Annotated in this window: 28 protein-coding genes; 13 read left to right on the top strand and 15 right to left on the bottom strand. The window is 60.7% G+C overall.

Annotated elements, in window-relative coordinates; genetic code table 11:
* Position 1: 1 nt before the first annotated feature.
* The 4 genes from benC (at position 2) to C8K63_RS30935 (ending at position 3,053) form a co-directional block, all read left to right on the top strand.
* Positions 2-1,015, top strand: coding sequence for a benzoate 1,2-dioxygenase electron transfer component BenC (gene benC, locus C8K63_RS18585; RefSeq protein WP_108218029.1), 1,014 nt, complete (start codon positions 2-4; stop codon positions 1,013-1,015).
* Between the two features lie 202 nt (positions 1,016-1,217).
* Positions 1,218-1,991, top strand: coding sequence for a 1,6-dihydroxycyclohexa-2,4-diene-1-carboxylate dehydrogenase (locus C8K63_RS18595; protein WP_108218030.1), 774 nt, complete (start codon positions 1,218-1,220; stop codon positions 1,989-1,991).
* Positions 1,992-2,036: 45 nt separating this feature from the next.
* The gene (locus C8K63_RS18600) at positions 2,037-2,735 is read left to right on the top strand and encodes an alpha/beta hydrolase (protein ID WP_108218031.1); all 699 of its coding nucleotides are present in this window, start codon (positions 2,037-2,039) and stop codon (positions 2,733-2,735) included.
* A gap of 117 nt (positions 2,736-2,852) precedes the next feature.
* Positions 2,853-3,053, top strand: coding sequence for a DUF2188 domain-containing protein (locus tag C8K63_RS30935; RefSeq protein ID WP_108218032.1), 201 nt, complete (start codon positions 2,853-2,855; stop codon positions 3,051-3,053).
* Positions 3,054-3,207: 154 nt separating this feature from the next.
* Here C8K63_RS30935 and osmE read toward each other — a convergent pair whose 3' ends face one another.
* Positions 3,208-3,558 (bottom strand): osmotically-inducible lipoprotein OsmE, encoded by a 351-nt coding sequence (osmE, locus tag C8K63_RS18610; protein ID WP_108218033.1) that lies wholly within the window; start codon positions 3,556-3,558, stop codon positions 3,208-3,210.
* A gap of 13 nt (positions 3,559-3,571) precedes the next feature.
* Entirely contained in the window at positions 3,572-3,811 is a 240-nt protein-coding gene (locus tag C8K63_RS18615; protein ID WP_108218034.1) for a hypothetical protein, read from the bottom strand.
* Positions 3,812-4,078: 267 nt separating this feature from the next.
* Here C8K63_RS18615 and C8K63_RS18620 point away from each other — a divergent pair, with 267 nt between their 5' ends.
* On the top strand, positions 4,079-4,414 hold the full coding sequence (locus C8K63_RS18620; protein ID WP_108218035.1) for a hypothetical protein: 336 nt from the start codon (positions 4,079-4,081) through the stop codon (positions 4,412-4,414).
* Positions 4,415-4,478: 64 nt separating this feature from the next.
* Here the strand turns inward: C8K63_RS18620 and C8K63_RS18625 are convergent, their stop codons facing one another.
* On the bottom strand, positions 4,479-5,039 hold the full coding sequence (locus C8K63_RS18625) for an Rrf2 family transcriptional regulator (protein ID WP_108218036.1): 561 nt from the start codon (positions 5,037-5,039) through the stop codon (positions 4,479-4,481).
* Positions 5,040-5,350: 311 nt separating this feature from the next.
* Here C8K63_RS18625 and C8K63_RS18630 point away from each other — a divergent pair, with 311 nt between their 5' ends.
* The 5 genes from C8K63_RS18630 (at position 5,351) to C8K63_RS30170 (ending at position 10,248) form a co-directional block, all read left to right on the top strand.
* A complete protein-coding gene (locus C8K63_RS18630) occupies positions 5,351-6,553 on the top strand; it encodes an NAD(P)/FAD-dependent oxidoreductase (RefSeq protein ID WP_108218037.1) in 1,203 nt (400 codons plus the stop codon).
* 138 nt (positions 6,554-6,691) lie between these two features.
* Positions 6,692-7,981: an FAD-binding oxidoreductase gene (locus tag C8K63_RS18635; RefSeq protein ID WP_108218038.1), complete on the top strand. Its 1,290-nt coding sequence runs from the start codon at positions 6,692-6,694 to the stop codon at positions 7,979-7,981.
* 25 nt (positions 7,982-8,006) lie between these two features.
* Entirely contained in the window at positions 8,007-8,561 is a 555-nt protein-coding gene (locus C8K63_RS18640) for a helix-turn-helix domain-containing protein (protein ID WP_007982493.1), read from the top strand.
* A gap of 20 nt (positions 8,562-8,581) precedes the next feature.
* The gene (locus C8K63_RS18645; RefSeq protein ID WP_108218039.1) at positions 8,582-9,928 is read left to right on the top strand and encodes a glutamine synthetase family protein; all 1,347 of its coding nucleotides are present in this window, start codon (positions 8,582-8,584) and stop codon (positions 9,926-9,928) included.
* Between the two features lie 56 nt (positions 9,929-9,984).
* Positions 9,985-10,248, top strand: a complete 264-nt coding sequence (locus C8K63_RS30170; protein WP_146176398.1) for a hypothetical protein — start codon at positions 9,985-9,987, stop codon at positions 10,246-10,248.
* Here the strand turns inward: C8K63_RS30170 and C8K63_RS18650 are convergent.
* The 5 genes from C8K63_RS18650 to C8K63_RS18665 all read right to left on the bottom strand — a co-directional run bounded on the left by C8K63_RS18650 (position 10,232) and on the right by C8K63_RS18665 (position 14,207).
* Entirely contained in the window at positions 10,232-11,584 is a 1,353-nt protein-coding gene (locus C8K63_RS18650; RefSeq protein WP_108218040.1) for a cytosine permease, read from the bottom strand. The two genes, C8K63_RS30170 and C8K63_RS18650, sit on opposite strands and share 17 nt — an antisense overlap.
* 5 nt (positions 11,585-11,589) lie before the next feature.
* Entirely contained in the window at positions 11,590-12,267 is a 678-nt protein-coding gene (locus C8K63_RS18655) for a cysteine hydrolase family protein (RefSeq protein ID WP_108218041.1), read from the bottom strand.
* 91 nt (positions 12,268-12,358) lie between these two features.
* The gene (locus tag C8K63_RS30510; protein WP_177413230.1) at positions 12,359-12,508 is read right to left on the bottom strand and encodes a hypothetical protein; all 150 of its coding nucleotides are present in this window, start codon (positions 12,506-12,508) and stop codon (positions 12,359-12,361) included.
* 31 nt (positions 12,509-12,539) lie between these two features.
* Entirely contained in the window at positions 12,540-13,583 is a 1,044-nt protein-coding gene (locus tag C8K63_RS18660; RefSeq protein WP_108218042.1) for an LLM class flavin-dependent oxidoreductase, read from the bottom strand.
* Between the two features lie 138 nt (positions 13,584-13,721).
* Positions 13,722-14,207 (bottom strand): flavin reductase family protein, encoded by a 486-nt coding sequence (locus C8K63_RS18665; RefSeq protein ID WP_008000480.1) that lies wholly within the window; start codon positions 14,205-14,207, stop codon positions 13,722-13,724.
* A gap of 323 nt (positions 14,208-14,530) precedes the next feature.
* Between C8K63_RS18665 and C8K63_RS18670 the strand changes: the two genes are divergently transcribed.
* Positions 14,531-15,937 carry a cytosine permease gene (locus tag C8K63_RS18670; protein ID WP_108218043.1) on the top strand — a complete coding sequence of 469 codons (1,407 nt, stop codon included), beginning with the start codon at positions 14,531-14,533 and terminating at the stop codon, positions 15,935-15,937.
* A gap of 145 nt (positions 15,938-16,082) precedes the next feature.
* Here the strand turns inward: C8K63_RS18670 and C8K63_RS18675 are convergent, their stop codons facing one another.
* Positions 16,083-16,703, bottom strand: a complete 621-nt coding sequence (locus C8K63_RS18675; protein ID WP_108218044.1) for a glutathione S-transferase family protein — start codon at positions 16,701-16,703, stop codon at positions 16,083-16,085.
* 536 nt (positions 16,704-17,239) lie between these two features.
* Between C8K63_RS18675 and C8K63_RS18680 the strand changes: the two genes are divergently transcribed.
* Complete coding sequence (locus C8K63_RS18680; RefSeq protein WP_108218045.1) at positions 17,240-18,340, top strand: polyamine ABC transporter substrate-binding protein; 1,101 nt, start codon at positions 17,240-17,242, stop codon at positions 18,338-18,340.
* A 170-nt stretch (positions 18,341-18,510) separates the two neighbouring features.
* On the opposite strand, the gene C8K63_RS18690 is transcribed toward C8K63_RS18680, so the two are convergent.
* Complete coding sequence (locus C8K63_RS18690) at positions 18,511-19,299, bottom strand: helix-turn-helix domain-containing protein (protein ID WP_108218124.1); 789 nt, start codon at positions 19,297-19,299, stop codon at positions 18,511-18,513.
* Between the two features lie 85 nt (positions 19,300-19,384).
* On the opposite strand from C8K63_RS18690, the gene C8K63_RS18695 reads away from it, so the two are divergent.
* The gene (locus tag C8K63_RS18695; protein WP_108218125.1) at positions 19,385-20,383 is read left to right on the top strand and encodes a bile acid:sodium symporter family protein; all 999 of its coding nucleotides are present in this window, start codon (positions 19,385-19,387) and stop codon (positions 20,381-20,383) included.
* Between the two features lie 45 nt (positions 20,384-20,428).
* On the opposite strand, the gene C8K63_RS18700 is transcribed toward C8K63_RS18695, so the two are convergent.
* The 5 genes from C8K63_RS18700 to C8K63_RS18720 form a co-directional block, all read right to left on the bottom strand.
* On the bottom strand, positions 20,429-22,144 hold the full coding sequence (locus C8K63_RS18700) for an amidase (protein ID WP_108218046.1): 1,716 nt from the start codon (positions 22,142-22,144) through the stop codon (positions 20,429-20,431).
* Between the two features lie 264 nt (positions 22,145-22,408).
* Positions 22,409-23,563 carry an ABC transporter ATP-binding protein gene (locus tag C8K63_RS18705; RefSeq protein ID WP_108218047.1) on the bottom strand — a complete coding sequence of 385 codons (1,155 nt, stop codon included), beginning with the start codon at positions 23,561-23,563 and terminating at the stop codon, positions 22,409-22,411.
* Between the two features lie 16 nt (positions 23,564-23,579).
* A complete protein-coding gene (locus C8K63_RS18710; RefSeq protein WP_007976227.1) occupies positions 23,580-24,389 on the bottom strand; it encodes an ABC transporter permease in 810 nt (269 codons plus the stop codon).
* A gap of 6 nt (positions 24,390-24,395) precedes the next feature.
* Positions 24,396-25,328 carry an ABC transporter permease gene (locus C8K63_RS18715; protein WP_177413235.1) on the bottom strand — a complete coding sequence of 311 codons (933 nt, stop codon included), beginning with the start codon at positions 25,326-25,328 and terminating at the stop codon, positions 24,396-24,398.
* Complete coding sequence (locus C8K63_RS18720) at positions 25,325-26,350, bottom strand: ABC transporter substrate-binding protein (RefSeq protein WP_108218049.1); 1,026 nt, start codon at positions 26,348-26,350, stop codon at positions 25,325-25,327. Before C8K63_RS18720 ends, C8K63_RS18715 begins: the two co-directional genes overlap by 4 nt.
* Positions 26,351-26,520 lie beyond the last annotated feature (170 nt).

Genomic DNA, 26,520 nt, shown 5'->3' on the forward strand with positions numbered 1-26,520 from the left:
CATGACTCATTCGATTGCATTCAACTTTGAAGACGGCGTCACCCGATTCATCGACGCTAATGTCGGCGAAACCGTGGCCGATGCCGCGTACCGCCAGGGCATCAACATTCCGCTGGACTGCCGCGACGGTGCCTGTGGCACCTGCAAGTGTTTTGCCGAAGCCGGCACCTACGATCTGGGTGAGGAATACATCGAAGACGCCCTCAGCCCTGCAGAGGCCGAGCAGGGTTTTGTCCTGACCTGCCAGATGCGCGCCCAAAGCGATTGCGTGGTACGGGTGCCGACATCCTCCGAAGTCTGCCGCACCCGTCAGGCCAGCTTTGAGGCCACCATCAGCGCCGTGCGCCAGTTGTCCGACAGCACCATCGCGCTGTCGATCAAGGGCGATTCCTTGAGCAAGCTGGCGTTCCTGCCGGGGCAGTACGTGAACCTGGGGATTCCCGGCAGCGAACAGACCCGCGCCTATTCGTTCAGCTCGTTGCAGCGCGACGGTGAGGTCAGTTTCCTGATCCGCAACGTGCCCGGCGGCTTGATGAGCAGCTTCCTGACCGGCATGGCCAAGGCCGGTGACAGCATGAGCCTGGCCGGTCCCTTGGGCAGCTTTTACCTGCGGGACATCCGTCGGCCGCTGTTGCTGCTGGCCGGTGGCACCGGGCTGGCGCCGTTCACCGCGATGCTGGAGAAGATCGCCGAGCAGGGCAGCGATCATCCGCTGCATCTGATCTACGGCGTGACCCACGATTTCGACCTGGTGGAAATCGACCGCCTCGAAGCCTTCGCCGCGCGCATTCCCAACTTCACCTTCAGCGCCTGCGTCGCCAGCCCCGAGAGCCAGCACCCGCTCAAGGGCTACGTGACCCAGCACATCGAGCCGAAGCATTTGAACGATGGCGACGTCGACGTCTACCTGTGCGGCCCGCCGCCGATGGTCGAGGCCGTCAGCCAGTTCATTCGCGAGCAAGGCATCGCGCCTGCCAACTTTTACTACGAAAAATTTGCTGCCAGCGCGGCATAAATCGCGAAGTGATAGCGAGGGTGTACTCGAATACCGCCCTCGGCAAAAAATTCCCTGTAGGAGCGAGCTTGCTCGCGAAGTTCTTCTGAGCGCCGCGTCTATTCAGAAAACACGCGTTATCGTTAACGACCATCGTCGGAACGCCGCCCGGAGACAAGCTCGCTCCTACAGGTTTATGGGCATCCGTCGTCATGAGGTACACATGAACAGATTTCACGAAAAAGTCGCACTGATCACCGGCGCTGCCCAAGGCATCGGGCGGCGGGTGGCTGAGCGCATGGCCGCGGAAGGGGCGAAGCTGATCCTGGTGGACCGCTCCGACCTGGTGTTCGAAGTCCAGCAACAACTGGCCGCGACCACCCAGGTGCTGGCCCTGACCGCTGATCTTGAACAATACGAGGAATGCTGTCGGGTGATGCATACCGCCGTCGAGCGCTTCGATCGCCTCGACGTGCTGGTCAATAACGTCGGCGGGACAATCTGGGCCAAGCCGTTCGAGCACTATGAAGCGTCGCAGATCGAGGCCGAGGTTCGCCGTTCGCTGTTCCCGACCTTGTGGTGCTGCCATGCGGCGCTGCCGTACATGCTGGAGCAGGGCAGCGGGGCGATCGTCAACGTATCCTCCATCGCCACCCGCAGCCTCAACCGCGTGCCCTACGGTGCGGCAAAGGGTGGGGTCAATGCATTGACCGCTTGTCTGGCATTCGAAACCGCCGGTCGTGGCGTGCGGGTCAACGCCACTGCACCTGGCGGCACCGAAGCACCGCCGCGACGCATACCCCGCAACGGTGCCGAGCAGAGCGAGCAGGAAAAGCTCTGGTACCAGCAGATCGTCGACCAGACCCTCGACAGCAGTTTGATGAAACGCTACGGCACCCTGGATGAGCAGGCGGGGGCTATTCTGTTTCTGGCCAGCGACGAAGCGTCCTATATCACCGGCATGGTCATGCCCGTGGGCGGCGGCGATCAGGGCTGAGGCGAACGACAGACAACCCCATCGGCAAACAACGGAGTCTTGGTGATGAGTGACAAACCCACGATCGTGCTGGTCCATGGTTTTTGGGGCGGCGCTGCCCACTGGAACAAGGTCATCGTCAAATTGCTCAGCCGGGGTGACACGCACATTCGTGCCGTCGAGTTACCGCTGACTTCGCTGGCCGAGGATGCCGAGCGTACGCGCAAGATGGTCGCCCAGGTGCCGGGGCCGGTGTTGCTGGTGGGGCATTCCTATGGCGGTGCGGTAATCACTGAAGCGGGTGATTTGCCGAATGTGGTTGGCCTGGTGTATATCGCCGCGTTCGCGCCGGATGCCGGTGAAAGCCCCGGTGGCATCACGCAACGGCATCTGCCAGCGGCGGCGGCCAACCTGGCGCCCGATAGCGACGGTTACCTGTGGGTCAAGCCAGAGCTCTATCACGAAAGCTTCTGTCAGGACCTGCCGGCGACCGAAGGGTTGGTCATGGGCCTCACCCAGAAAGCGCCGCTGGCGAGTACCTTCGGTGACACTGTTGGCACGGTGGCCTGGAAGAAAAAACCATCGTGGTATCAGATTTCGACCGGGGACCGGATGATCGCTCCACAAAACCAGCAATGGATGGCCGAGCGGCTGAACGCCCGGGAGATTCTGACCTTGACTGCCAGCCATGCGTCCCTGGCGTCGATGCCCGCCGAAGTGGCGGCATTGATCGACAGGGCGGCGACGGCGTTGGCCAAGGGTTAGGATCCAGGTTCAACCGGATTCGGGAATCTTCATGGCGATATCTGGTCGGTATTTTGGAGAAGGGCGGGTGTAAGGTAAGCAAGCCAACCTGATATCACTGCCCAGGAGGAGGTGACTATGAGCGTTCCGATTCTGAACAAAATGCACATGAACGGCTATGACGTACTCAGAGTGAGCAATGGGCCTTGGCGGGTATGTACCCAGGGTGACCGACTGGGTTCATTTGACAGTCGGGAAGAAGCACTGGCGTTTGCCGCGTCACTGCCCGGCTACAGGGCTCGTGCCGGCAGGCCTGCGAAAAGCCATCAAGCAAAGTGAAGTCAAGCCCGAAGCCCCGGTGCTCCGGTAATCTCCTGTAGGAGCGAGCTTGCTCGCGATGGTCGTTAACGATAACGCGTATTTACTGGCTAAACGCGGCGCGCTGGAGTCCATCGCGAGCAAGCTCGCTCCTACAAAAAAGCCCTTAAGGGCGCTAGTAGCCACCGCCTCCGCTGGGGCGGGAGGGTTCCCGGGCCTTTTGCTGCATGTGGCTCCATTCCGCGCACGTCATAAAGCTTTTGTGGTCGACGATGCCCCGGCCGTCAAAGCTGACATTGTAAGCTTGTTGATGGCCGGACTGAGTCAGTTTGTAGTCAAAGCACGTACCGGGTTCGACGGTACGATCAGTGACCGACAAGGGCTGGCCGCCGATTTGCCGGACTTGCTCCTGGCTCATGCCGGTGTTGACTTTCGCGACCAGCGGCTGGTCCTGGTAGATCGAGTTGGTGCTGCAGCCTGCCAACGCGGTCAGTGCGACAACCAGCGTGAATAGAGGCCTGTTCATGGCAGCGCTCCCGCTATTGAGCCTTGTTGCGGCTAATGACCTTGGCTTTCACTTCCTCGGCATAGCCGGACAGTTTTTCTTCATCACCCTGAAATAAAGAACACAGTCTTTGCACGGCTTGCGCGTCGGCTTCGCTCCCGAGCAGGCGCAATTGCTCCTCGATGCGCAATAGTTCCACTGCCGACCAGCGCAAATCTGACGCAAGCCCTTGCAGATCACGCCGAAGTTCCTGTTCCGATTCGTTAAGCCACATGATGACCTCCTGAACTCTGCACACCGAAATTTTAGACCTGTTTACCGCGACGGATGTTGTATTCGTCTGAATCCGCGGGGTTTCCTTTGGTCGGGAATTAAAAGTGAACGAGAAAGTACGCTGTCCTGCCCAAGAAAGATGGATGGTTTATCCGAACCCAAGGAACTAAACGAGGGAAGCGATATCAATGACTGTCGCTGAATCGTTGGGGTGGATGTAAGGACGACGGCAAGCTACATTTTCTTATTTGGAATTAAAGGAAGCAGCATGCGGATGTTGATGGGGGGAGTCGCGCTGGCATTGCTGGCCGGGTGTTCATTGCCAGCATCGCTGGTACCGGGCGAGCCGAATGTCAGCAAGCACAGCACGAAGGCGCCAAAAGAGTATGCGGCGTGCGTGTTGCCGGCCTGGCAAAAGGAAGTCTCCAATACCACCCAGGTTTCGATATCCAACGGATACCGCATCACCGCGCCCAGCGTGATCACGGCCGACGAAGTGCTGGATATCGTGAAGTACAAGGACGGCAGCCGGATATCGCTGTATCAGGGGCCACCTTGGGCCAAATCCGGCGACCTGCGCAAAATCGTGCATGATTGCTTGTAAGCGCGAGAGAGTGAAGGAAGAAAAAGACCGGATGCCTGACGTGCATCCGGTTTTTTTTTGTGAATCAGTCTGAAAGGTTGGTGGTCGGGATGATGTGCTCGTCCGCCTGGGCGGCACTTTTGCGTTCCCGACGCTCGTTCATCCAGCTTTCCACTTTTACGCCGAATTCCGGCGGGGCTTTGCGCCCGAATTTCCTGGCGATGTCGAGGATGGTCTGTTGGGCCAAGGCCTCTTCCATACGTTTTTGCGCAACCATCATCGCGCCATGGATCGCGCACAGTCCTTCCAATGCCCATTCAGGCGGGGTGCCGTCAAACACGGCGCAACGGCCGCGGATCTCCCGACAATCGAAGATCGACTTGCGACCGTCGATGGCGTTGACGATATCCAGCAACGTGATTTCGTCAGCGGGCCGGGCCAGCTTGAAGCCACCGCGCACGCCTTCGGTGGCGACCACCAGTTTGCCTTTGGCCAGTTTGGTGAAGATTTTCGCCAGATAGTCCTGGGGGACACCTTGCAGATCGGCAAGGTCGCGCACGCTCGCTTCGCGCGAGTCGCCGCCATTACCCACCAGAAAAAGCAGGCAGTGGATGCCGTATTCGACACCCGCGCTGTAAAGAGACATGCAAATCTCCGACTGAATTAGTCGCAAATTCTAGCAGCCGACAGCAAGTCAGGCAACGAATCCCTCCTCGATCAATCTTTTTTCATGACTGCTAACGCTGTTCTGATGCGCTGAATACAGGGTATTCAGCTCAGGGGTCGGGTTTTTCGATGGTGACCCTCGGTAAAAACCTGTTGCAGGTTTTAACTAGGATCAATACAGTCGTAGTTGTTCGGTCGCAGTGGCAGGCGTTCATCCGGGTACAACCCGACGGCGATCCTTGAACCCCTCAACGATTTTCAACGTTTGGTCATTCCCCCCAGGAGTCAAAAATGAAGCAGCACATTCTGGTAATCGGCGCAGGTTTCGGTGGCATGTGGACCGCTTTGAGTGCCACCCGCCTGTTCGACATTCACGGCCACAACGACGTTGCAGTGACCGTGCTGGCTCCACAGGCCGAGCTGCGTGTGCGTCCGCGCTTCTACGAGCCGAACGCCCACCAACTGGCCGCGCCGATTGGCGATCTGTTCGATGCCGTAGGGGTCAAGTTCATCAAGGGCGCGGCGCAGACCATCGACGTCGGGCAAAAACAGGTCGGCTATGTCGATGCCACAGGTGCCCGACAAGTCTGCAGCTACGACAAACTCGTTCTGGCCACCGGCAGTCGCCTGGCTTCGCCGAACACCCCGGGCGTGGCCGAACACGCGTTCGATGTCGATCAGATCGAACAGGCCGTGCGTCTGGAAAACCACCTCAAGGCGCTGGCCAATCAGCCCGAAAGCACGGCACGCAACACCGTGGTGGTGGCCGGTGGCGGTTTCACCGGGATCGAAACGGCGACTGAAATGCCGACCCGCCTGCGGGCCATCTTCGGCGACCGTGCCGACATCAATGTGATCATCGTTGACCGTGGCGATAAAATTGGCGGCTCGATGGGTGAGGAAATCGCCGAATCGATCGTCGAGGCCAGCGTGGCGACCGGCGTGAAATGGCACTTGAAGGCCTCGGTGGTGTCGGTCGATGCCAATGGCGTGACCCTGTCCGACGGTGCTCGCATCGACGCAAACACCGTGGTCTGGACCACCGGCGTTCGAGCCAGCTCCCTGACCGAGCAGATTCCGGCCGAGCGCGATCACCTGGGCCGTCTGCATGTCGACGCACACCTGAAAGTCATCGGCCAGGACGACATCTTCGCCACCGGCGACGTTGCCTATGCGGCCAGTGACGAGATCGGCAACTACGCCTTGATGACCTGTCAGCACGCTATTTCGCTGGGTCGTCACGCCGGCAACAACGTCGCCGCGCAGATCCTCGGTGTCGACCCGACGCCGTACAGCCAGCCGAAATACGTGACCTGCCTCGATCTGGGCGCCTGGGGCGCGGTGTACACCGAGGGTTGGGATCGTCAGGTCAAGCTGGTCAAGGAGGAGGCCAAGGCGCTGAAGACTCAGATCAATACCTTGTGGATCTACCCGCCAGCAGCTGATCGTGTCGCTGCATTGGCTTCGGCGGATCCGATGATTCCTGTGGCCTGATTGATTCGAACATCACGTCTGAATAAAAAAATCCCGCTCGGGTTCGCCTGAGCGGGATTTTTTACGCGTTGATTGCCTGTATGAAATTTACCGTGTATTTTTTCATGAAATTAGAAATACAAAATTTCACGAGGCCGTATGTTTCAGCAATCCACCCGGCATGTCGCCAGTTACTACGCCCACACCTGCGCCGATCGTCTGGTCGATCGAGCTGCACTGGAAGGTGAGCACGACACCGAAGTGCTGATCATCGGGGCCGGTTTCAGTGGTTTGCACACGGCTTTGCGCCTGGCGCTGGCCGGCAAGCGCGTGACCTTGCTCGAAGCCAGCCGGGTGGCCTGGGCCGCGTCCGGGCGTAATGGCGGGCAGGCGATTCTCGGCTGGTCGTGCGACATGCCACCGCTGGAAGCGGCGCTGGGTTACGAACGGGCACGGCGACTGTGGGACGGCATGCGCTGGGCTGCGCGCGAACTGCGTGATTTGCCCGGCCGCCATGGGTTCGATTGCGACTACCGCGCCGGCCATCTCTGGACCTCGGTGATGCCGCGTCGGGTCGGCTTGCTGACGGAGTGGCAACACGAGGCCAGCCACAAATGGGGGCACGACAAACTGCAATTCATTCCACGGCAACAGTTGCCGGAGTGGGTGGCCAGCAAGCGTTATCAGGCCGGCCTGTTCGACCCCGAGGGCGGGCATTTGAATCCGTTGAAACTGGCCCTGGGCCTTGCCGATGCGATCGAGCGGGCCGGTGGCCGCATCCACGAGCAAAGCAAGGCGCTGAGCTATGGCGAGGAGGGCGACGGGTTTGTGGTGACGACCGAACGCGGTCGTATTCGTGCCGATGTGCTGGTGCTGGCGTGCAACGCCTACCTCGACCGGCTCGACCCGCAACTGGCGAGTTGCGTGTTGCCGGTCGGGACCTATCAGGTCGCGACTGCGCCGCTCACCAAGGACCAGGCCACGGCGCTGCTGCCGAGCAACGTGTGCGTGACCGACAACCAGTTCGTGCTCGATTATTTCCGGCGCACCCCGGATAACCGCCTGTTGTTCGGCGGCGGTTGCACTTACCTGGGCGGGATGCCCAAGGACATCGCCGCGGCGACCCGGCCGTTCCTGGAGCGCGTGTTCCCGCAACTCACCGGCGTCGATCTGGAGTTTGCCTGGGGCGGACACATCGACCTGACCCTCAAGCGCACGCCGGATATCGGCCGCCGGGGCGATCTGTACTGGATGCAGGGGTATTCCGGGCATGGCGTGCTGCCGACACTGGCCGCGGCACGGGCGGTGTCCGACGCGATACTCGGTCAGCCCGACGAGCTGTCCCTGTATCAGGGCCTGAACAACGGCAGTTTTCCCGGCGGAAAATACCTGGCCGCGCCGCTGGAAGCCATCGGCAAGGCTTGGTATCGACTGCGCGACAGCATTTGAAGCGACACTTTCTGGAAGCCTTTAGATGGACATGCAAGAAGAAATCTCGGCGCTGGCGATCCTGATCCAGGACCTGCGCAAACACAAAAAGTACACCCTCAAGGAGCTGGCGGACAAAATCGGCCGCTCCGTCGGTTTTCTGTCCCAGGTCGAGCGCGGCCTGTCGCGCCCGACGGTGGCAGACCTGACCGCCATCAGCGAAACCCTGGGGGTGCCGACCACCTATTTCTACAGCCTGCCCAAACCCATGGCCTTGTCCTGGGTCACCCGCCCGGACGAGCGCCGCACGCTGTACTACGCCGACGGCATCACCGACATCCTCGTTTCGCCAAAAATGCGTGCGTCCTTTTCGATGCTCGAAAGCCAGCTCGAGCCTGGCGCCAGCAGCGGCGACCGGCACATGAAGGACAGCTCGGAGCAGGGCGGTTACGTACTCGAAGGGGAGCTGACCCTGTGGCTCGACGACAACGAACCGGTGACCTTGCGCCCCGGTGATAGCTTTCAACTGGCCAGCCATGCGCACTGCCGCTACGGCAACCTGTCCGATCAACTGACCCGTGTGCTTTGGGTTTACACCTGAGAACAACAAGGAATAAATCGATGGATGCTGTGTGCTCTGAACTGCTGGCCGAGGTTCGCAACTTCCGCCACTGCAACCCCGAAGTGCGTTACGTCGACCTGATCTCCCTGGACATTCCGGGGCATTTCTACGGCAAGCGCTACCCGATCGAGATGCTGGAAAAAGTCGCTGCCGGCAGTGCACTGAAACTGCCGCAGAACTGCGTGCTGCTCGGCACCCAGGGCGGGCTGTTCAAGATCGGTGATTACTGCTTCAACGATGGTGACCCGGATGCGCTGCGCCGTTTGGTGCCCGGCACCTTGAAGCGGGTGACCTGGGAAAAGCAGCCTCTGGGCCAGATGCTGATCACCTCCGACGGCACGGAAAAACCCATCGAATTCGAACCCCGTGAAGTGCTGGCGCGGGTGCTGGAGCGACTCAAGCGCAAGGGCATTTTCCCGGTGGTGGCCTTCGAGCTGGAGTTCTACCTGTTCGACAGTCACCTGAAGAACGGCTTGCCGCAGTTCCCCCGTGATGAGTTGACCGGCGATGCCGACGATCAGCCGAACATGCACATTGAACGCTTGTCGCGCTTCGCCCCGGTGCTCGATGAAATGGTCGAGACCGCGCGAGCCCAGGGCGTCGATGCCACGGTGATCACCGCCGAACTCGGCCCAGGCCAGTTCGAAATCAATTTCGGCCATTGCGATGACGGCCTGCGCGCCGCCGACTGGGCCGCCCTGTTCTGTCGCAGCACCCGGGGCGTGGCGCTCAAGCACAACTACCGCGCCAGCTTCATGGCCAAACCCTACTTGCAGCACCCCGGCAGCGGCATGCACGTGCATGTCAGCCTGTATGACCAGGCCGGCAACAACCTGCTGGCGGCGAACGGCCAGCGGGCGCTGCGCCATGCGGTGGCCGGTTGCCTGGACGTGTTGCCGCACTGCATGCCGATCTTTGCCCCGAACCACAACGCCATGCGCCGCTTGAGCGCCACGGTGAACGTCGCGTCCCGCGCCAGTTGGGGTTTCGAGGATCGCGATGCCTGCTTGCGCATTCCGGAGTCGGACATCAAGAACCTGCGCATCGAACATCGCCTGGCGGGCGCCGATGCCAATCCGTATCTGGCGTTGGCGGCGATTCTGGTGGGACTGGAGCAAGGCCTGGAAGGGGAGCGCGAGCCGATTGCACCACTCAACGAAGACCGCAGCAGTGGCATCGATTTTCCGTTGGAAATGCTCGAAGCGGTGCAATCCATGCAAAGTCATTCACCGCTGCGCGAAGGCTTGGGGGCGGAGTTTGTGGACGTCTATTGCGAAAACAAACGTCAGGATCATCTGGCATTTCTGCATGACATCAGCGCGCGGGAGTATCGCTGGTTCCTGTAGTCGCCCTTAGAAAACATGTGGATATTTAAGGGGTTAGAAGGATTAGTAACTGGATAGTGAATAAAAATATCTTGTTACAGGCCGAAATATTCCGTAATATCCGCGCCGCGTTCACCACCACGGTTTATGCATTTTTAGATCCCAGGCGTCCATCAGCTGCCTGGGATTTTTTTTGCCTGAAATTTGGGGTGGATGGCGAAGATCAAAAGATCGCAGGCTACGCCAGCTCCTACGGGGATGTACGCCTTGCATTTGTAGGAGCTGCCGCAGGCTGCGATCTTTTATGCCGTCAAATGCTGACTACTACGCTGGCACGCTGACGCGCGTGGTCATTTTCATCAGCCAGTAATAACTCAACGCCGGCACCAGCAACCCGACGATCCACGCCAGGTCCACCCCGTCCAGCGCCGTGGCCACCGGGCCGACGTACAACGTGGTGTTCATGAACGGAATTTCCAGGGCAATCGCCAGCAGGAAACTGCCGCAGGCAATCCGGTTGATGCGCCCGTAGATCCCGTTCAGGTCGAAGATGTCGTCAATCCGGTACTGGCCTTTGCGCAGGCAGTAGTAGTCCACCAGATTGATCGCCGTCCACGGGATCAGGAAGTAGCTCATGAAAAAGATGAAGTTGAGGAAGAAGTTGATGAAATCGTCCTGACCGATGGTGCACAGGGCCGTGGCCACCAGGCTGATCAGCAGCATGAACACACCGCGTACTCGCGGGGTCACCTTGAGCCGGGCGAAAGGTTCGATCACGGTGATGGTCGACATGAACGCGCCGTACAGGTTGAACACGTTGATCGATACCTGGCCGTAGACGATGAAGGCGAACAGCAACACCGCGCCAGCGCCGAACAGACCAGCGACATGCCCACCGACGTTGCTGGAAAAGTCGCCGATGCCGACGCTCAGGATCGCCCCGAGAATCATCATCCACGCGCCGCCGCTGACCGTGCCGGCGTAGCTGTACCAGAACACCTGGGCGGTCGGTGTGCTGCTCGGCAGGTAGCGCGAATAGTCGGCGACATAAGGCGCGTAGGACAGTTGCCAGGTCACGGCAATGCTCACCGCCACCAGGAACTTCGACAACGAGAAGCCGATTGGCAGCCATTGTTCGGCGGGGATCGGCAACTGCAAGGCGAGCACCGTGGCCGCCACGAACACCACCAGCGACAGAATCGACAGCAGCTTCTGCAAGCGGTGAATCAACCGATAGCCATAGAGCGCGACGACGAAGCACAACGCGCCGATCAGGTAGATATTGCCGGACATCGGCAGCGGGCTGACGGACTCCAGCGCCTGGGCCGCGAGCAAGGTGTTGCTGACGAAGAAGCCCAGGTAGATCAGCATCACGAACAGCAGTGGCAGCACCGCCCCCAACACGCCGAATTGCGCCCGGCTCTGGATCATTTGCGGAATGCCCAGCTTCGGTCCCTGTGCCGAGTGCGAGGCCATGAAAATCGCCCCCAACAACGAGCCGATGATGATCGCCAGCGCACTCCAGAACAGGTTGAGCCCCATCACCACCGGCAACACGCCGGAGGCGATGGTGGTGATGTTCATGTTGGCGCCGAACCAGATATAGAACAGCGAACCCGGCTTGCCGTGGCGTTCGGTTTCGGGGATGAAATCGATGCTTCTTTTTTCGACTTGCATGGCGATCACTCCTGAGTCCGGACGAGACGGGATTGCAGACGGGCGATGGTGCTTTGCAGCTCGTGGGGCTGGTGGGCAAACAGGTCCGGCTGCTCGGGGATCAGGCTGACGTAGTCGAGTTGTTGCAGGGCGCGCCGGCACTCGGTGGTGGTGAGGATTTCCAGCGCGTAGACCCAGTTGGCCATGATCATCAGGGCCGAGTAGTGCCCGGCCTCGGTGGTCGTGGTGCAGGCATCGCTGACCAGGCGCACGCGATAACCCAGGGCGAAGGCATCGAATACGCTGGTCAGCACGCAGACGTCGGTCAGCACGCCACAGACGATCAGCGTGTCGACCTCCATTGCCTTGAGTCGGGCATCGAGATCGGTGCGATGAAAGGCGCTGTAACGGCCCTTGTCGATGATCAATTCACCGGGCTGCGGCGTCAGCGACGCGATGATTTCCACTTGCCGGGTGCCGGCGCGGTAACTGCCAGGGCCACCGTCGGCGGCCAGGGGTTCGCCGTGGGGCAGGTCACTGCCGTTGGCCTGATTGATGTGGCGGGTATAGATGACAGGCATCCGCTGATGGCGGGCGGTATCGAGCAGGGCGGCGGTATGGGCAACCACCCTGTCGAGGTTTTCCAGGACGAAGCCGTCCTCCTGCTGCATGTCGATGATCAACAGCGCGTTGTTATTGTTCATTGGGCAAACCTGATCAAAGGCGAAACACGATGCACCGTACGCGCCATGCAATGGCGAGACGCGGAGTGCGTGATTGGCTGTTCGGGTGGGCTCAGTGAACTATTTGCCAGAAGCCGTTCTGCTTGGCCGAAACGCTGGCGCGCAGGCGCTTGAAATGCAGGTGCGAAGCGGTCCATTCACCGCGCAGGTAAGCCCGCGCGGCGCCGGAGGGAAGGGCGAGTAATGGGAGACGACCAGTCATCATTGGAATCGACCCTTGTGGGAACTTGCTCCTACCGGAACGCTGGCACCACGTGCTTGATGAACAGTTCCAGGGATTTTTTCTTCTGCGCATGGGGCAGGCTGTTATCGCACCAGAAGCTGAATTCGTCGACCCCCAGTTCCTGGTAGTACTTGATGCGCGGAATGATTTCTTCCGGGGTGCCGATCATGGCGGTCTTGTGCAGGCTTTCCAGTTCGAACTCGGGGCGACCGGCGAATTTCTCTTCCGGGCTCGGCGCGAGGAAACCGTTGACCGGGGTGCTCTTGTTGCCGAACCAGGCATCGAAGGTGCGGTAGAACTTCGAGATCGCCTTGGCCCCGACTTGCCAGCCTTCTGGATCGTCAGCGGTGTGCACGTGGGTGTGACGCAGCACCATCAATTGCGGGCGCGGCACGCCAGGATTGTTGTCCAGCGCAGCCTGGAATTTGTTCTTCAGGTCGAGGACTTCCTCGTCGCCTTTCATCAACGGCGTGACCATGACGTTGCAGCCGTTGGCCACGGCGAAGTTGTGCGAGTCCGGGTCGCGGGCGGCGATCCACATCGGCGGGTTCGGCTGCTGGATCGGCTTGGGCACGCTGGTGGAGGTCGGGAATTTCCAGATGTCGCCGTCGTGGGCGTAGTCGCCGTTCCACAGCGCGCGCACCACCGGGACCATTTCCCGCAACGCCTGGCCGCCGGAGGACGCTGGCATGCCGCCGGCCATGCGGTCGAACTCGATCTGGTAGGCACCACGGGCCAGACCGACTTCCATGCGCCCGTTGCTGATCACGTCGAGCAACGCGCATTCACCGGCCACCCGCAGCGGATGCCAGAACGGCGCGATGATGGTGCCGGCGCCCAGGTGAATGGTGGTGGTCTTGCCCGCCAGATAAGCCAGCAGCGGCATCGGGCTTGGCGAGATGGTGTATTCCATGGAGTGGTGTTCGCCGATCCATACGGTGCTGAAACCGCCGGCTTCGGCCATCAGGGTCAGTTCGGTCAGGTCTTCGAACAACTGGCGGTGGCTGACGCTTTCGTCCCAACGTTCCATGTGTACGAACAGGGAAAACTTCATGACGCTTACCTCGGATCTATTGTTGTCGGCCAGTCGATCGCGGGCCTGTTGATTGTTGGTATACCATAATACAAATTGTCTGCAAAAACATTTCTCTCTGGTCAGTAAGCAACCTGTGGGAGTGCGTGGTACCGAAGATCAGGCCAGGACCGGTAAAGCGCCCATCTTGCCGTGGCAATACACCAGCGGTCCGCTGCTCTGCCGGGGCACGATCAGGTTTTTCACGGCGCCGACCATGATCGCGTGGTCACCGCCTTCATATTCGCGCCACAACTCACATTCGATGACCGCCGTGGCGTTGGCCAGGATCGGGTTGCCCAACTCGCTGAGCGTCCACTCGATCCCCTGGGCCTTGTCCTTGCCTTTGCGTGCGAAAGCATAGGCTTCGTTTTGCTGGCCGCCGGACAGCACGTGGATGGCAAAACGTTTGTTCTTGATCAGGACCGGGTAGGAATCGGAACTGTAGTTCGGGCAGAACAGCACCAGGGCCGGGTCCATCGACAGCGAGCTGAAGGCGCTGGCGGTCAGGCCGACGATTTGCCCGTCGTCATCCAGAGTGGTAATCACGGTCACTCCGGACGGGAACGAACCCATGACTTGTTTGTAGATGGCGGCATCGATCATTGGAGGGTCCTCGGATGGTGTGACGCGTTTTTATGTGTTTGTAGGTCTGATGGTATACCGTAATACATCTATTGCAAGGTCTTTTTAGGTGAACCGATAAACGTAAAGTGTTCGTTGAAAACCCAATGATTACGGAGCTTTCAGCTAGCCAGTGTTGGCGTGATTCGGGCAGGATGCCGGCTCAGATGCTTGTTCAAAGACCGGATCAGTCTTGTTTAAAGTTTGGAATACCATAATATGGTTCGCATCTGAGGGGCGGCCATAGAGTCCCCCCGGTTTGGCTTCATACAAAGATAAGAACAGACAAACTCGAGTTCATGCATATGTCCCAGATGTCCCGGCAAGATCCGTTGATCGAGAACCACACGGTCGACTATGTTCCACTCGCAGAGCGCCACGGGAAGGCCCGCGATCTTTTCACCCTGTGGTTCAGCACCAACATTGCTCCACTGCCCATCGTCACCGGCGCCATGGTGGTCCAGGTGTTCCACCTCAATCTGTTCTGGGGTCTGCTGGCGATTGCGCTCGGGCACATGGTCGGCGGTGTGGTGATTGCCCTCGCGTCCGCCCAAGGGCCGTGCATGGGCATTCCGCAGATGGTGCAGAGCCGTGGTCAGTTCGGCCGCTACGGCGCGCTGCTGATCGTGTTCTTCGCGGCGTTGATCTACATCGGTTTCTTCATTTCCAACATCGTGCTGGCGGGTAAATCGATTGTCGGCATTGCGCCGTCGGTTCCGGTGCCGGCCAGCATTCTCATCGGTGCCCTCAGTGCCACGGCCATCGGGGTGATCGGTTATCGCTTCATCCATACCCTCAACCGCATCGGCACCTGGGTCATGGGCAGCGCGTTGCTCGCCGGCTTCCTCTACATCTTTGCCCATGACCTGCCGGCGGACTTCTTCACCCGCGGCGGCTTCAACCTGTCCGGCTGGCTGGCCACGGTGTCGCTGGGCATCATCTGGCAGATCAGCTTCTCGCCGTATGTGTCGGACTACTCGCGTTACCTGCCGGCGGACATCGGCATCACCCGGCCGTTCTTCGCCACCTACCTGGGGGCGACCCTGGGCACGATCCTGTCGTTCACCTTCGGCGCCGTGGCGGTACTGGCAACCCCGGAAGGCACCGAGGCGATGGCGGCGGTCAAGCAGTCCACCGGTTGGCTGGGGCCGATCCTGATGGTGCTGTTCCTGCTCAACATCATCAGCCACAACGCCTTGAATCTGTATGGCGCGGTGTTGTCGATCATCACTTCGATCCAGACCTTCGCCAGCCAGTGGACGCCGAGCATCAAGGTGCGCGTGGTGTTGTCGGGCATCGTGCTGGCGGGTTGCTGCGTGGTGGCGCTGGGTGCTTCGGCGGATTTCATTTCGCAGTTCATCGGCCTGATTCTGGCGCTGTTGCTGGTGTTGGTGCCGTGGGCCTCGATCAACCTGATCGACTTTTACCTGATCAAGCGTCGTCGCTATGACATCGCTTCGATCTTCCGCGCTGACGGCGGCATCTACGGTCGCCTCAACCTGCACGCGATCATCGCTTACTTCATCGGCATCATCGTGCAGTTGCCATTCGCCAATACGTCGCTGTATGTCGGACCGTACGCCAATCTGGTGGACGGCGCGGACCTGTCGTGGCTGGTGGGGCTGGTGGTGACGTGTCCGTTGTATTACTGCCTCGCTACGCGAAGCCAGGCGCAGGAAAGCCGTTCGGTGGAGCTCGGCTACACCGACTGATCTAATGGAATGCTGACGCTTATGTAGGAGCGAGCCTGCTCGCGATGGACGTCAACGATAACGCGTGCTTACCGGTTAAACGCGGCGCACTTGAGTCCTTCGCGAGCAGGGCTCGCTCCTACATAAGCGTCAGCACATCGACCGCTCAGGTTTGCTTGAACACATTCAGGCCGCGTTGTACCGCCGGCCTGGCTTCGACCGTGTCGAACCAGCGCGAAAGTTGCGCAAGCTCTTTCCATTCCAGCCGGTCACGGAACGCTGTGACGATGGTGAACGCCGAAATGTCGGCCATGGAGAACTGCGCTCCGGCCATGAATTCGTCCGTCAAAAAACTTTCCGCGTAGGTCAGTTGCTCGATCACCCGCAGATCGATGATCGCCGCCGCCTTGTCTTGCCCCGCCTGGTGCAGAAAAAACGCGGCATGGCTGGGGGCGATGACATCGGTCACGAAAAAGAAATAGCGGTCAATCACCCGGATACGCTCAGGTCCGGGCTGCGCCGGCGCCAGTCGTCCCGGCGCCTTGGCATCGGCGTACTGGATGATGGCGTTGGACTGATTGATGATCAGCGCCGGCGTGGTCCCGTGGTCGATCAGGGTCGGGACTTTTCCGGCCGGGTTCAGCGCCAGGAAGGCCGGGCCATGGTGTTCCTTCGCATACAGGTCGAGCCTGCGTGCGGTGTAGGCGATGCCGGATTCTTCCAGGGCAATCGCGGCCCGCAGGCTGTTGCCGGTGTTGGCGCCGTACAGTTCGATTTGATCGTTCATGGGTCATTGCTCTTGTCGGGACACAGGCAGCCACGGAACACTGCCAATGATGTCAGTCTGATGAAAATCCGCCGCACCGATATGCAAAAACAGTGATCGTCCATACCCCTGCGCGACAAGCCTTATCCCCCCACGAAAACTACTTTCACTGCGTTTGATAATAGCCTCTTGAAATGTTTCAAGCGTTTCACAAGCCATTCATCGAAGCCTCGCGATCTTGTTATTGGTGTAATGCGTAATAGGCAGTAAACAGGCTGCGCAGGCATCGGCAGTCTGGACTTACCGGGGATTGATTGCCCCACTGCACCGATCAAGGCGGACAGGTATTTTGGCCGCATCGATCTCCTTTTGGCCTGCCTCACACTGTGAGCCGGCGCCGCCGTCAGCAAGAATCAGACGCGGGTTGCCGAGTCGGCAACCCAAGGTCAAATCACAACCAGAAGCTTCACTTCCTTACCCTTGGCTATTTTCAAGATTGCTGCCGTGTACAGAACATAAAAACCATCCAACTCACGCCACACTTGGGGAAATGATCCATGGACTCAATGAAACGCATACTGGGCGCCAGCGTTTGCGGACTGTCGCTGCTGGCCAGCGCGGTGCACGCCGAACAGCAAGAATTGCGGGTGTACAACTGGGCGGACTACATCCTGCCGTCCGTGCCCAAGGATTTCGCCAGGGACACCGGGATCAAGGTGACCTGGGACACCTTCGACACCAACGAGTCCCTGGAAGCCAAGCTGCTGACCGGCAACTCGGGCTACGACCTGGTGGTGCCATCGAACCAGTTCATCGAAACCCAGATCAAGGCGGGCGTGTTCCAGAAACTCGACAAGTCCAGGTTGCCGAATTGGTCGCACCAGGACCCGGCCCTGCTCAAGCTGCTGGACAAGAACGACCCGGGCAACCTGTACGGCGTGCCCTACATGTACGGCACCGTGCTGATCGGCTTCAACCCGGCCAAGGTCAAGGCGGCGCTGGGCGAGAATGCGCCGGTGGACAGCTGGGACCTGGTGTTCAAGCCCGAGAACATGGAGAAGCTCAAGGCCTGTGGCGTCGCCATGCTCGACTCGCCGTCGGAGATCCTGCCGCTGGCCCTGCATTACCTGGGGCTGGACCCGAATAGCCAGAACCCCGATGACTACGAAAAAGCCAAGGCGCTGATGCTCAGGGTTCGCCCTTACGTCACCTACTTCAACTCCGCCAAGTACATGACCGACATTGCCAATGGCGATATCTGCGTGGCCATCGGTTACTCCGGCAGCTTCTATCAATTCGGCAATCGCGCCAAAGAGGCGGGTAACGGCGTGGTCGTCGACTGGCGCCTGCCGAAAGAAGGCGCGCCGATCTGGTTCGACACCTTCGCCATTCCGAAAAGCGCGAAGAACGTCACCGAGGCCCACGAATTCCTCAACAACCTGCTGGACCCGAAAGTCATCGCGCCGATCAGCGACTTCCTCGGTTACCCGAATGCCAACAAGGACTCGCTGGCGCTGATCGACAAGGACATCACCGGCAACCCGAATCTGACACCGACCAGCGAGGCATTGAAGACGCTGTACGTCGTGCAGCCATTGCCGCAAAAGCTCGAGCGGGTACGCACGCGCGTGTGGACCAGCATCAAGTCCGATCAGTAACACAGGGAGTATGGGTGTACACAAAACCTGTGCTCGACACAAAAAACTGTGGGAGCGAGCCTGCTCGCGAAGGCGTAGTGTCAGTCAATGCATGTGTCGACTGATCCACCGCCTTCGCGAGCAGGCTCGCTCCTACAGGTTTTGTGTACATCCATGGCTCTGTGCAGGACTCAGCGAAAAAACTCCCCCGGTGTTTCGCCGAACTGTTGTCGGAAGGCCGCGATAAACGCCGACGTCGAGTCGTAGCCACAAGCCAATGCGACATCGGTCACCCGCTCGCCCTGTTCCAGTGGCGTCAGGGCGCCGAGCAGGCGCAAGCGCTGACGCCAGGCGCGAAAGGTCAGGCCGGTGTCGCGCAGGAACAGGCGACTGAGGGTTTTCTCGGTGACGCCGAATTGGTCGCTCCAGTGACTGAGCGTGGTCTGTTGCTCCGGGTGCGACTCCAGGCTTTGAGCGATCTGCCGCAATCGGCTGTCCTGGGGCAGGGGCAGCATCAAATCGATCTGCGGCGCCTCAGCCAACTGATCCAGAATCACCTGGGCCAACCGACCGTGCGGACCGTTCTGATCGTATTCCACCGGAACCTGACTGAAGGCACGGATCAACTCGCGCAACAAATCGCTGACCCCCAAGACATGACAGCCCGGCTGCGCCCACGTCGAGACGCTGCAGTCGATGTACAGGCTGCGCATTTCCGTGCGCGGCGAGCTGAATACCCGGTGCGGCATGCCCGCCGGAATCCACACCGCGCGCTCCGGCGGGGCGACGAAACGCCCGACGCCGGTCTGTATTTCGAGCACGCCCTGAATTGCATAGGAAAGCTGCACCCACGGATGGCTATGGCGCCGGGTCAGTGCGCGATTGGGCAGCGATTCGGTACGGCCGTAGAGTGGCCGTGGCAGGCTGGACAGCCCGGGAATACTGCGCCGGATACTTTTGTCATGTCCTTTAGGCGGCATCTGCTGGCTCATCGGCGTTAGTCGGTAATATCCAGTCACGTTAGAGTCGCTTCCACGTACTGGCAACCCCCGGATGACCAAACCCATGACCCGCCCCCGTCTGTTACCCGACAACTTCACCCTGACCCTGATCGGCGTGGTGACGCTCGCCAGCCTGCTGCCCGCCAGCGGTCAGGTCGCGGTCGGTTTTGGCTGGCTGACCAACATCGCCATTGCGCTGCTGTTTTTCCTGCATGGCGCCAAGCTGTCTCGCGAGTCGATCATTGCCGGTGCCGGGCACTGGCGCCTGCATGTTCTGGTGTTCAGCCTGACCTTCGTGCTGTTTCCGTTGCTCGGCCTGGCGCTAAAACCGCTGTTGTCGCCGCTGATCGGCAACGACCTGTACATGGGTATGCTTTACCTGTGTGCGCTGCCCGCTACGGTGCAATCGGCGATTGCCTTTACTTCGCTGGCACGGGGCAACATCCCGGCGGCGATTTGCAGCGCGGCAGCATCCAGCCTGTTCGGGATTTTCCTCACGCCATTGCTGGTGACCCTGCTGCTCAATGTGCACGGCGAAGGCACCTCGACCCTCGACGCCATCCTCAAGATCAGCGTGCAACTGCTGCTGCCGTTCATTGCCGGGCAAATCGCGCGGCGCTGGATCGGCAACTGGGTGGCGCGCAACAAGAGCTGGTTGAAGTTCGTTGACCAGGGTTCGATTTTGCTGGTGGTCTACGGCGCGTTCAGCGAGGCGGTGATCGAGGGGCTCTGGCAGCAGATTCCAGTGCTGGATCTGGTCGGGCTGGTGGTGGCGTGCTGCGTGGTCCTGTCGCTGGTGCTGGTGGCCTCGACCGTACTGGGCAAAGCCTTCGGCTTCAACCAGGAAGACCGCATCACCATTCTCTTCTGCGGTTCGAAGAAAAGCCTGGCAACCGGCGTGCCCATGGCCCAGGTGCTGTTTGCCGGTAGCACCATTGGTGTGCTGATCCTGCCGCTGATGCTGTTCCACCAGATTCAATTGATGGTCTGTGCGGTGCTGGCGCAGCGTTTTGCCAAGCGGCCGGAATCGATTCCGGAACTGATGGCTCAGGTTGACCCTTGATTTGCCAGCCGTGGCGGCTCGAGTGAGCCGCCACGGTTTTATCGGTCAGCCCTTGTCAGCGACCAATGGCGGGGTACGCGGCGGGATCATGCGTTTGTTCCCGGTCGACTCGAACGCCGATGCCAGGTGCAGCAGCGACGAGTCGTCATAGGCGCGCCCGGCAAACGTCAGGCCGACCGGCATGCCGATGTCCGGCATCACGCCCATCGGCACGGTGACTGTCGGCACGCCGAGGTGGCGGATGGCGAGGTTGCCGTTGGCGACCCATACGCCGTTGCTCCAGGCGATATCCGCCGATTGCGGATCGACATCGGCATTCGCCGGGCCCACGTCGGCAACCGTCGGGAACAGCACTGCGTCGAGACCCAGGCGATCCATCCAGTCTTCCAGATCGATCTTTCGGGTTTTCTCCAGTCCGCGCAGGCCGTCCGGCAACGTGCTGATCTGGTCCCACGGGGTGATGCCGCGTTCGGCCATGCGCACGTATTCGTCCATGCCGGCGGCCAGGTCGCCCTCGCGGTTGGGCAGGGTGCCCGGATCGTGAGGGAAGATCTGCGGGCCGTCGACATCGACCAGACGGTTGAGTTTCGGGTCGCCGTTGGCCTGCAGGAAATCATCGAACGCCCAGGCGGTCAGGTCCCACAGTTCATGGTGTAAAAATTCCTTGGAGACAATGCCGCGATTGAACACGGTCGGCGCGCCAGGACGATCGCCTTCGCAATTGGAAACCAGCGGGAAATCCACGTCGATCACTTCGGCACCCGCGTCTTCGAGGGCCTTGCGTGCCTGTTCCCAGAGCCCGATCACCGAAGGACGGGTGTGGATGCGCTGGCCGGTCGGGCCACCGATGCCTGGCGCTTCAGAGGTGCCGGCTTCAGGGTCGGCGTTGATGTACATGCGTGGAATGCCGAACTTCTTGCCTTTGAGCGCATCGCTGTTGGCGGCCAGCGCCGCGTAGGATTTGGGGCGCACCAGGGACGAGCTCGGGATCGGCACCCAGGGTTGCAGGCGCCACAGATCGCCACGGGTGTCCGGGTCATCGGCGACCACCACGTCGAGCACTTCGAGCAGGTCGGCCATGGTCCGGGCAAACGGCACGACCACGTCCATGGTCGGGGTCAACGGCCAGTTGCCGCGCACCGAGATCACTCCGCGCGAAGGGGTGTAGGCGCACAAGCCATTGTTCGAGGCCGGTCCGCGACCGCTCGACCAGGTTTCTTCCGCCAGGCCGAAGGCCGCGAAACTCGCGGCAGTGGCAGTACCCGCGCCGTTCGACGAACCGGAGGCGAAAGGGGCGGTGAGGTAGTCAGCGTTGTACGGGCTCTCGGCACGGCCGTAGACGCCGCGCTGCATCCCGCCGTTGGCCATCGGCGGCATGTTGGTCTTGCCCAGGCAGATCGCCCCGCCAGCGCGCAGGCGCTCGATGGTGAACGCGTCGCGATAGGCAGCCAGGTCCTTGAAGGCCGGGCTGCCGGATGCAGCGGTGAGGCCCTTGACCAGATAGCTGTCCTTGGCGGTGTAAGGGATGCCGTCCAGCGGGCCCAGCGTCTGGCCCTTGGCGCGACGGGCGTCGGACGCCTGCGCTTCGGCGAGCGCCTCGGGGTTGCGCACCACGACCGCGTTCAGCGCGGTTGGCGTTTCGGGGCCGTCGTAGGCGTCGATCCGCGCGAGATAAGCCTGGACCAGTTCAACCGAGGTGGTCTGGCCGGATTCGAGCGCGGCGCGCAGCTCGGCAATGGAAACTTCGGTAACTTCGATCATGCTGCCACCGCCGCTTGCAGGTGGAGGGTCCCAAACACTTCACTTTTCTCGAAATGGACTTTCATATCGTTATTCTCGTTGCACTGTGTGGCACGACAGGGTCGGGTGTTAAAAATACTGAGCACTATTTAGCATTAAACCGGGATTATAGGAATCTGTTGTCCAATTTATCTTACAGGCGACAGAAAAAAGGCCACCACAACCCGACGTTGTGGTGGCCCGAGGGTGACTCATTATAGTGGCCCGCGCGCGCAGGCCAATGGCTCAGTGAGCGCCGGCGGCCTTGTTCAGGTCGCTTTCAGCCCATTCGGTGTAGACGCAGGCATCGGCGGTGGCCCAGCGCACCCGCACCGGGTCGCCGGCCTTGAGCGGCATGCCAGCGGCGGACAGTGCCTTGACCGTCATCGAGGTGCCGCCCGCAGTGACCACGCTGCAGGTCTGGCTTTCGCCGAGAAACAGCACTTCCACGACCTTGGCCGAGACTTCGTTCCAGCCGGCGGCCAGGGGTTCCTGCGCAGCTTGCTCGACACTCAAGGCCAAGGCTTTTTCCGGACGCACCATCAGCAAAACATCTTGATCAGTCTGCAACCCTGCGGTCAGGCGAATCGACAACGGCTGCCCTTCGAAGCTCGCCACCGCATTACCCTGGGCTTTGAGCTTGAGGAAGTTCGAGTTGCCGAGGAACGAGGCGACAAAGGCGTTCGGCGGATTCTGGTACAGGTCATAGCCGCTGCCCAGGCCGACGATTTTGCCGTGGCTGAAAATCGCAATGCGCTGGGACAGGCGCATGGCTTCTTCCTGGTCGTGGGTCACGTAGACGATGGTGATGCCCAGGCGTCGATGCAGCTGGCGCAGTTCATCCTGCAAGTCTTCACGCAGTTTCTTGTCCAGTGCACCGAGGGGTTCGTCCATCAGCAGGATGCGTGGTTCGTAAACCAACGCGCGGGCGATAGCGACTCGTTGCTGCTGGCCACCGGACAGTTGCGAAGGGCGGCGATGGGCGAACTGCTCAAGTTGCACCAGCTTGAGCATCGCATCGACCCGGCGCTCGCGTTCGGCAGTGGCCAGTTTGCGGATGGCCAACGGGAAGGCGATGTTGTCGCGTACCGACAGATGCGGGAACAGTGAGTAGCGCTGGAACACCATGCCGATGTCGCGCTTGTGCGGCGGCACGTTGACCAGGGACTGGCCGTTGACCAGGATCTCGCCGCTGCTCGGGGTTTCGAAGCCGGCCAGCATCGACAGCGTGGTGCTTTTGCCCGAGCCGCTGGAGCCGAGGAAGGTGAGGAATTCACCGTCCTTGATGTCCAGCGAGATGTTGTCCACGGCGGCGAAGTCGCCGTAGTGCTTGTTCAGGTTACGCAGGCTGACCAGGGGCTTGTCATTTTGCTGCGCGGAATCTTTGATCACTGCACTCATGTCGTACTCCTGGCGCTCAAGCGCTGATTTCGTTGCGCCGGCGCAGAGCGGCGGCGATCACCATGACCAACACCGAGAGGCCGATCAGCAGCGTCGAAGCGACGGCGATCACGGGCGTCAGGTCCTGGCGCAGGGTGGTCCACATTTTCACGGGGAGGGTTTGCAGGGTCGGGCTGGCCATCATCACGCTCAACACCACTTCATCCCACGAGACGAGAAAGGCGAAGAGGGCGCCGGCCACCATGCCCGGACGGATCGCCGGGAAGGTCACCTTGAACACCGCTTGCAGGCGCGAGGCGCCGCAGATCACCGCCGCATCCTCGATCGACTGATCGAACAGCTTCAGCGAGTTGATGATCGAGATGATGGTGAACGGCAACGCGACGATGACGTGGCTGACCACGAACGCGAACATGGTCCCGGTGTAGCCGAGTTTCAGGAACAGCGCGTACACCGCCACGGCGATGATCACCAGCGGCACGATCATCGGCAGGGTGAACAGGCCGTAGAGCATTTCCCGGCCGGGGAAGCGACCACGCACCAGGGCGAACGCGGTGGGCAGGCCCAAAGCGACGGCGAAGAAGGTGGTCAGTACCGCGACTTTCAGGCTGGCCATGGCGGCGTTCATCCAGTCGGCGTTGGAGAAGAACTGGCCGTACCATTTCAGTGTCCAGCCCGGCGGCGGGAACACCAGCCATTGCGATGAGCCGAACGACAGCAGCACGATGAACACGATCGGCAACAGCAGGAACAGCCCGATCAGCCCGGTGGTGGCATACAGGCCGAAGCGCATGCGCCGGCTCATGGCATTGGGGGTCAGGAGCATGACGGCTTACCTCGCGTTGCTGGCGCCAACCGGGGATTCCGGCTGGAGCTTCAGGTAGAAGTAGAACAGCACCAGCGTGATCACGATCAGCAACGCGGCGCCGGCACTCGCCAGGCCCCAATTGAGGAACGACTGCACCTGCTGAATGATGAACTCGGGCAGCATCATGTTCTGCGCACCGCCCAGCAGCGCCGGGGTCACGTAGTAACCAAGGGACATCACGAACACCATCAGGCCGCCGGAGAACAGCCCCGGCCGGCACAGCGGCAGGAACACCCGGAAGAAGTTGGTCCAGGGGCTGGCGCCGCAGATGGAACCTGCCTGCAGGATCATCGGGTCGATGGCCTGCATGGTCGCCTGCAACGGCAGCACGATGAACGGGATCATGATGTAGCTCATGCCGATTACCACGCCGGTGAGGTTGTGCACCATCTCCAGCGGTTGATCGATGATGCCCATGGCCATCAGCGCCTTGTTGATCACCCCGGAGGCTTGCAGCAACACAAGCCAGGAGTAGGTGCGGGCGAGCAGGCTGGTCCACATCGACAGCAGCACGATGTTCAGGATCCAGCGACCCCAGCCACGCGGCACCAGGGTGATCGCCCAGGCCAGCGGGAAGCCCAGCAGCAGGCTGAACAGCGTCACCAGGCCGGCCACCGAGAAGGTGTTGAGCAAGACCCGGGCATAGGCCGAGTTGGCGAACAGTTGCTCGTAGTTGCCCAGGCCCGGCACCGGTTCCAGCACGCCGCGCAACAGCAGGCCAATCAACGGCGCGAGGAAGAACAGGCCGAGGAACAGCAGGGCGGGGATCAGGTTGCCCGATCCGCGCCAGCGCTGGGCCAGGCTCGGCGATTGCGTCATCGTAGCCGCCTTGCCGGCAGCGCCTGGGGCGCTCCCGACTGACGTGGAGGGACGGGATGCGGTTGCCGTCATTTTCATTTGACCAGCCATTCGTTCCACCGTGTCGCGATGGCCGGACCGTTCTTGGCCCAGTACGCGAAATCAAGAGTGATCTGATCCTTTGCGTAGGCGGTCGGCAGGTTTGGGGCCAGCACTGAGTCCAGGCGCTGCACGCTGTCGACGTTGACCGGGGCGTAGGCGGTCAGGTTGGAGAAGTCCGCCTGGCCCTTGGCACTGCTGGCGTTGGCCAGGAACTTCATCGCCGCGTCCTTGTTTTTCGAACCCTTGGGAATGACCAGGATGTCGGCCATGACCAGGTTTTGCTTCCAGCTTACGCCGACCGGGGCGCCGTCTTCTTGCAGGGCGTGAATCCGGCCGTTCCAGAACTGGCCCATGCTCGCTTCACCGGAGGCCAGCAGCTGCTGCGACTGCGCGCCGCCACCCCACCAGACGATGTCTTTCTTGATGGTGTCGAGTTTTTTGAAGGCGCGGTCCAGGTCCAGCGGGTAGAGCTTGTCGGCAGGCACACCATCGGCCAGCAGCGCCAGTTCGAGCACGCCAGGGCTTGGCCATTTGTACAGGGCGCGTTTGCCAGGGTAGGTCTTGGTGTCGAACAGCGCGGACCAGTCCTGAGGCTTGCTGGCGCCGAGCTTGCCTTCGTTGTAGCCGAGGACGAAAGAGAAGAAGAACGAACCGACGCCGTGATCGCTGACGAAGCGCGGGTCGATCTTGTCGCGTTCAATGACTTTGAAATCGAGGGGTTCGAGCAAGCCTTCGGCGGCGGCGCGCAGGGCGAAGTCGGCTTCGACGTCGACCACGTCCCATTGCACGTTGCCGCTTTCGACCATGGCCTTGAGTTTGCCGTAGTCGGTCGGGCCATCCTGCACCACGGAGATGCCGCTGGCCTTGCTGAACGGGTCGGCCCAGGCCTGCTTCTGCGCATCCTGGGTGCTGCCGCCCCAACTCACGAAGTTGACGCTTTCAGCCGCCAGCAATGCCTGGCTGGTCACGCTCAACAGTCCCGCAAAAAGAACCGCGGTCGCACGTTTGTTCAACACCATTTTCACGCCCTCATTGTTGTGTTTATGAGCGGGGCTTTCGAGTGCCCGCCTATCGGGAGCATCAGTCCGTCGAGTCAGTGCTGACTGTTCGGTCTATGGAATATCATATTATGGTATTCCAAACTTTGTGCAAGCACTTTGCCGTACCGGCTATCAGCCGAAACACGATT

This window comes from Pseudomonas sp. GV085, assembly GCF_003050925.1.
GTDB lineage: Bacteria > Pseudomonadota > Gammaproteobacteria > Pseudomonadales > Pseudomonadaceae > Aquipseudomonas.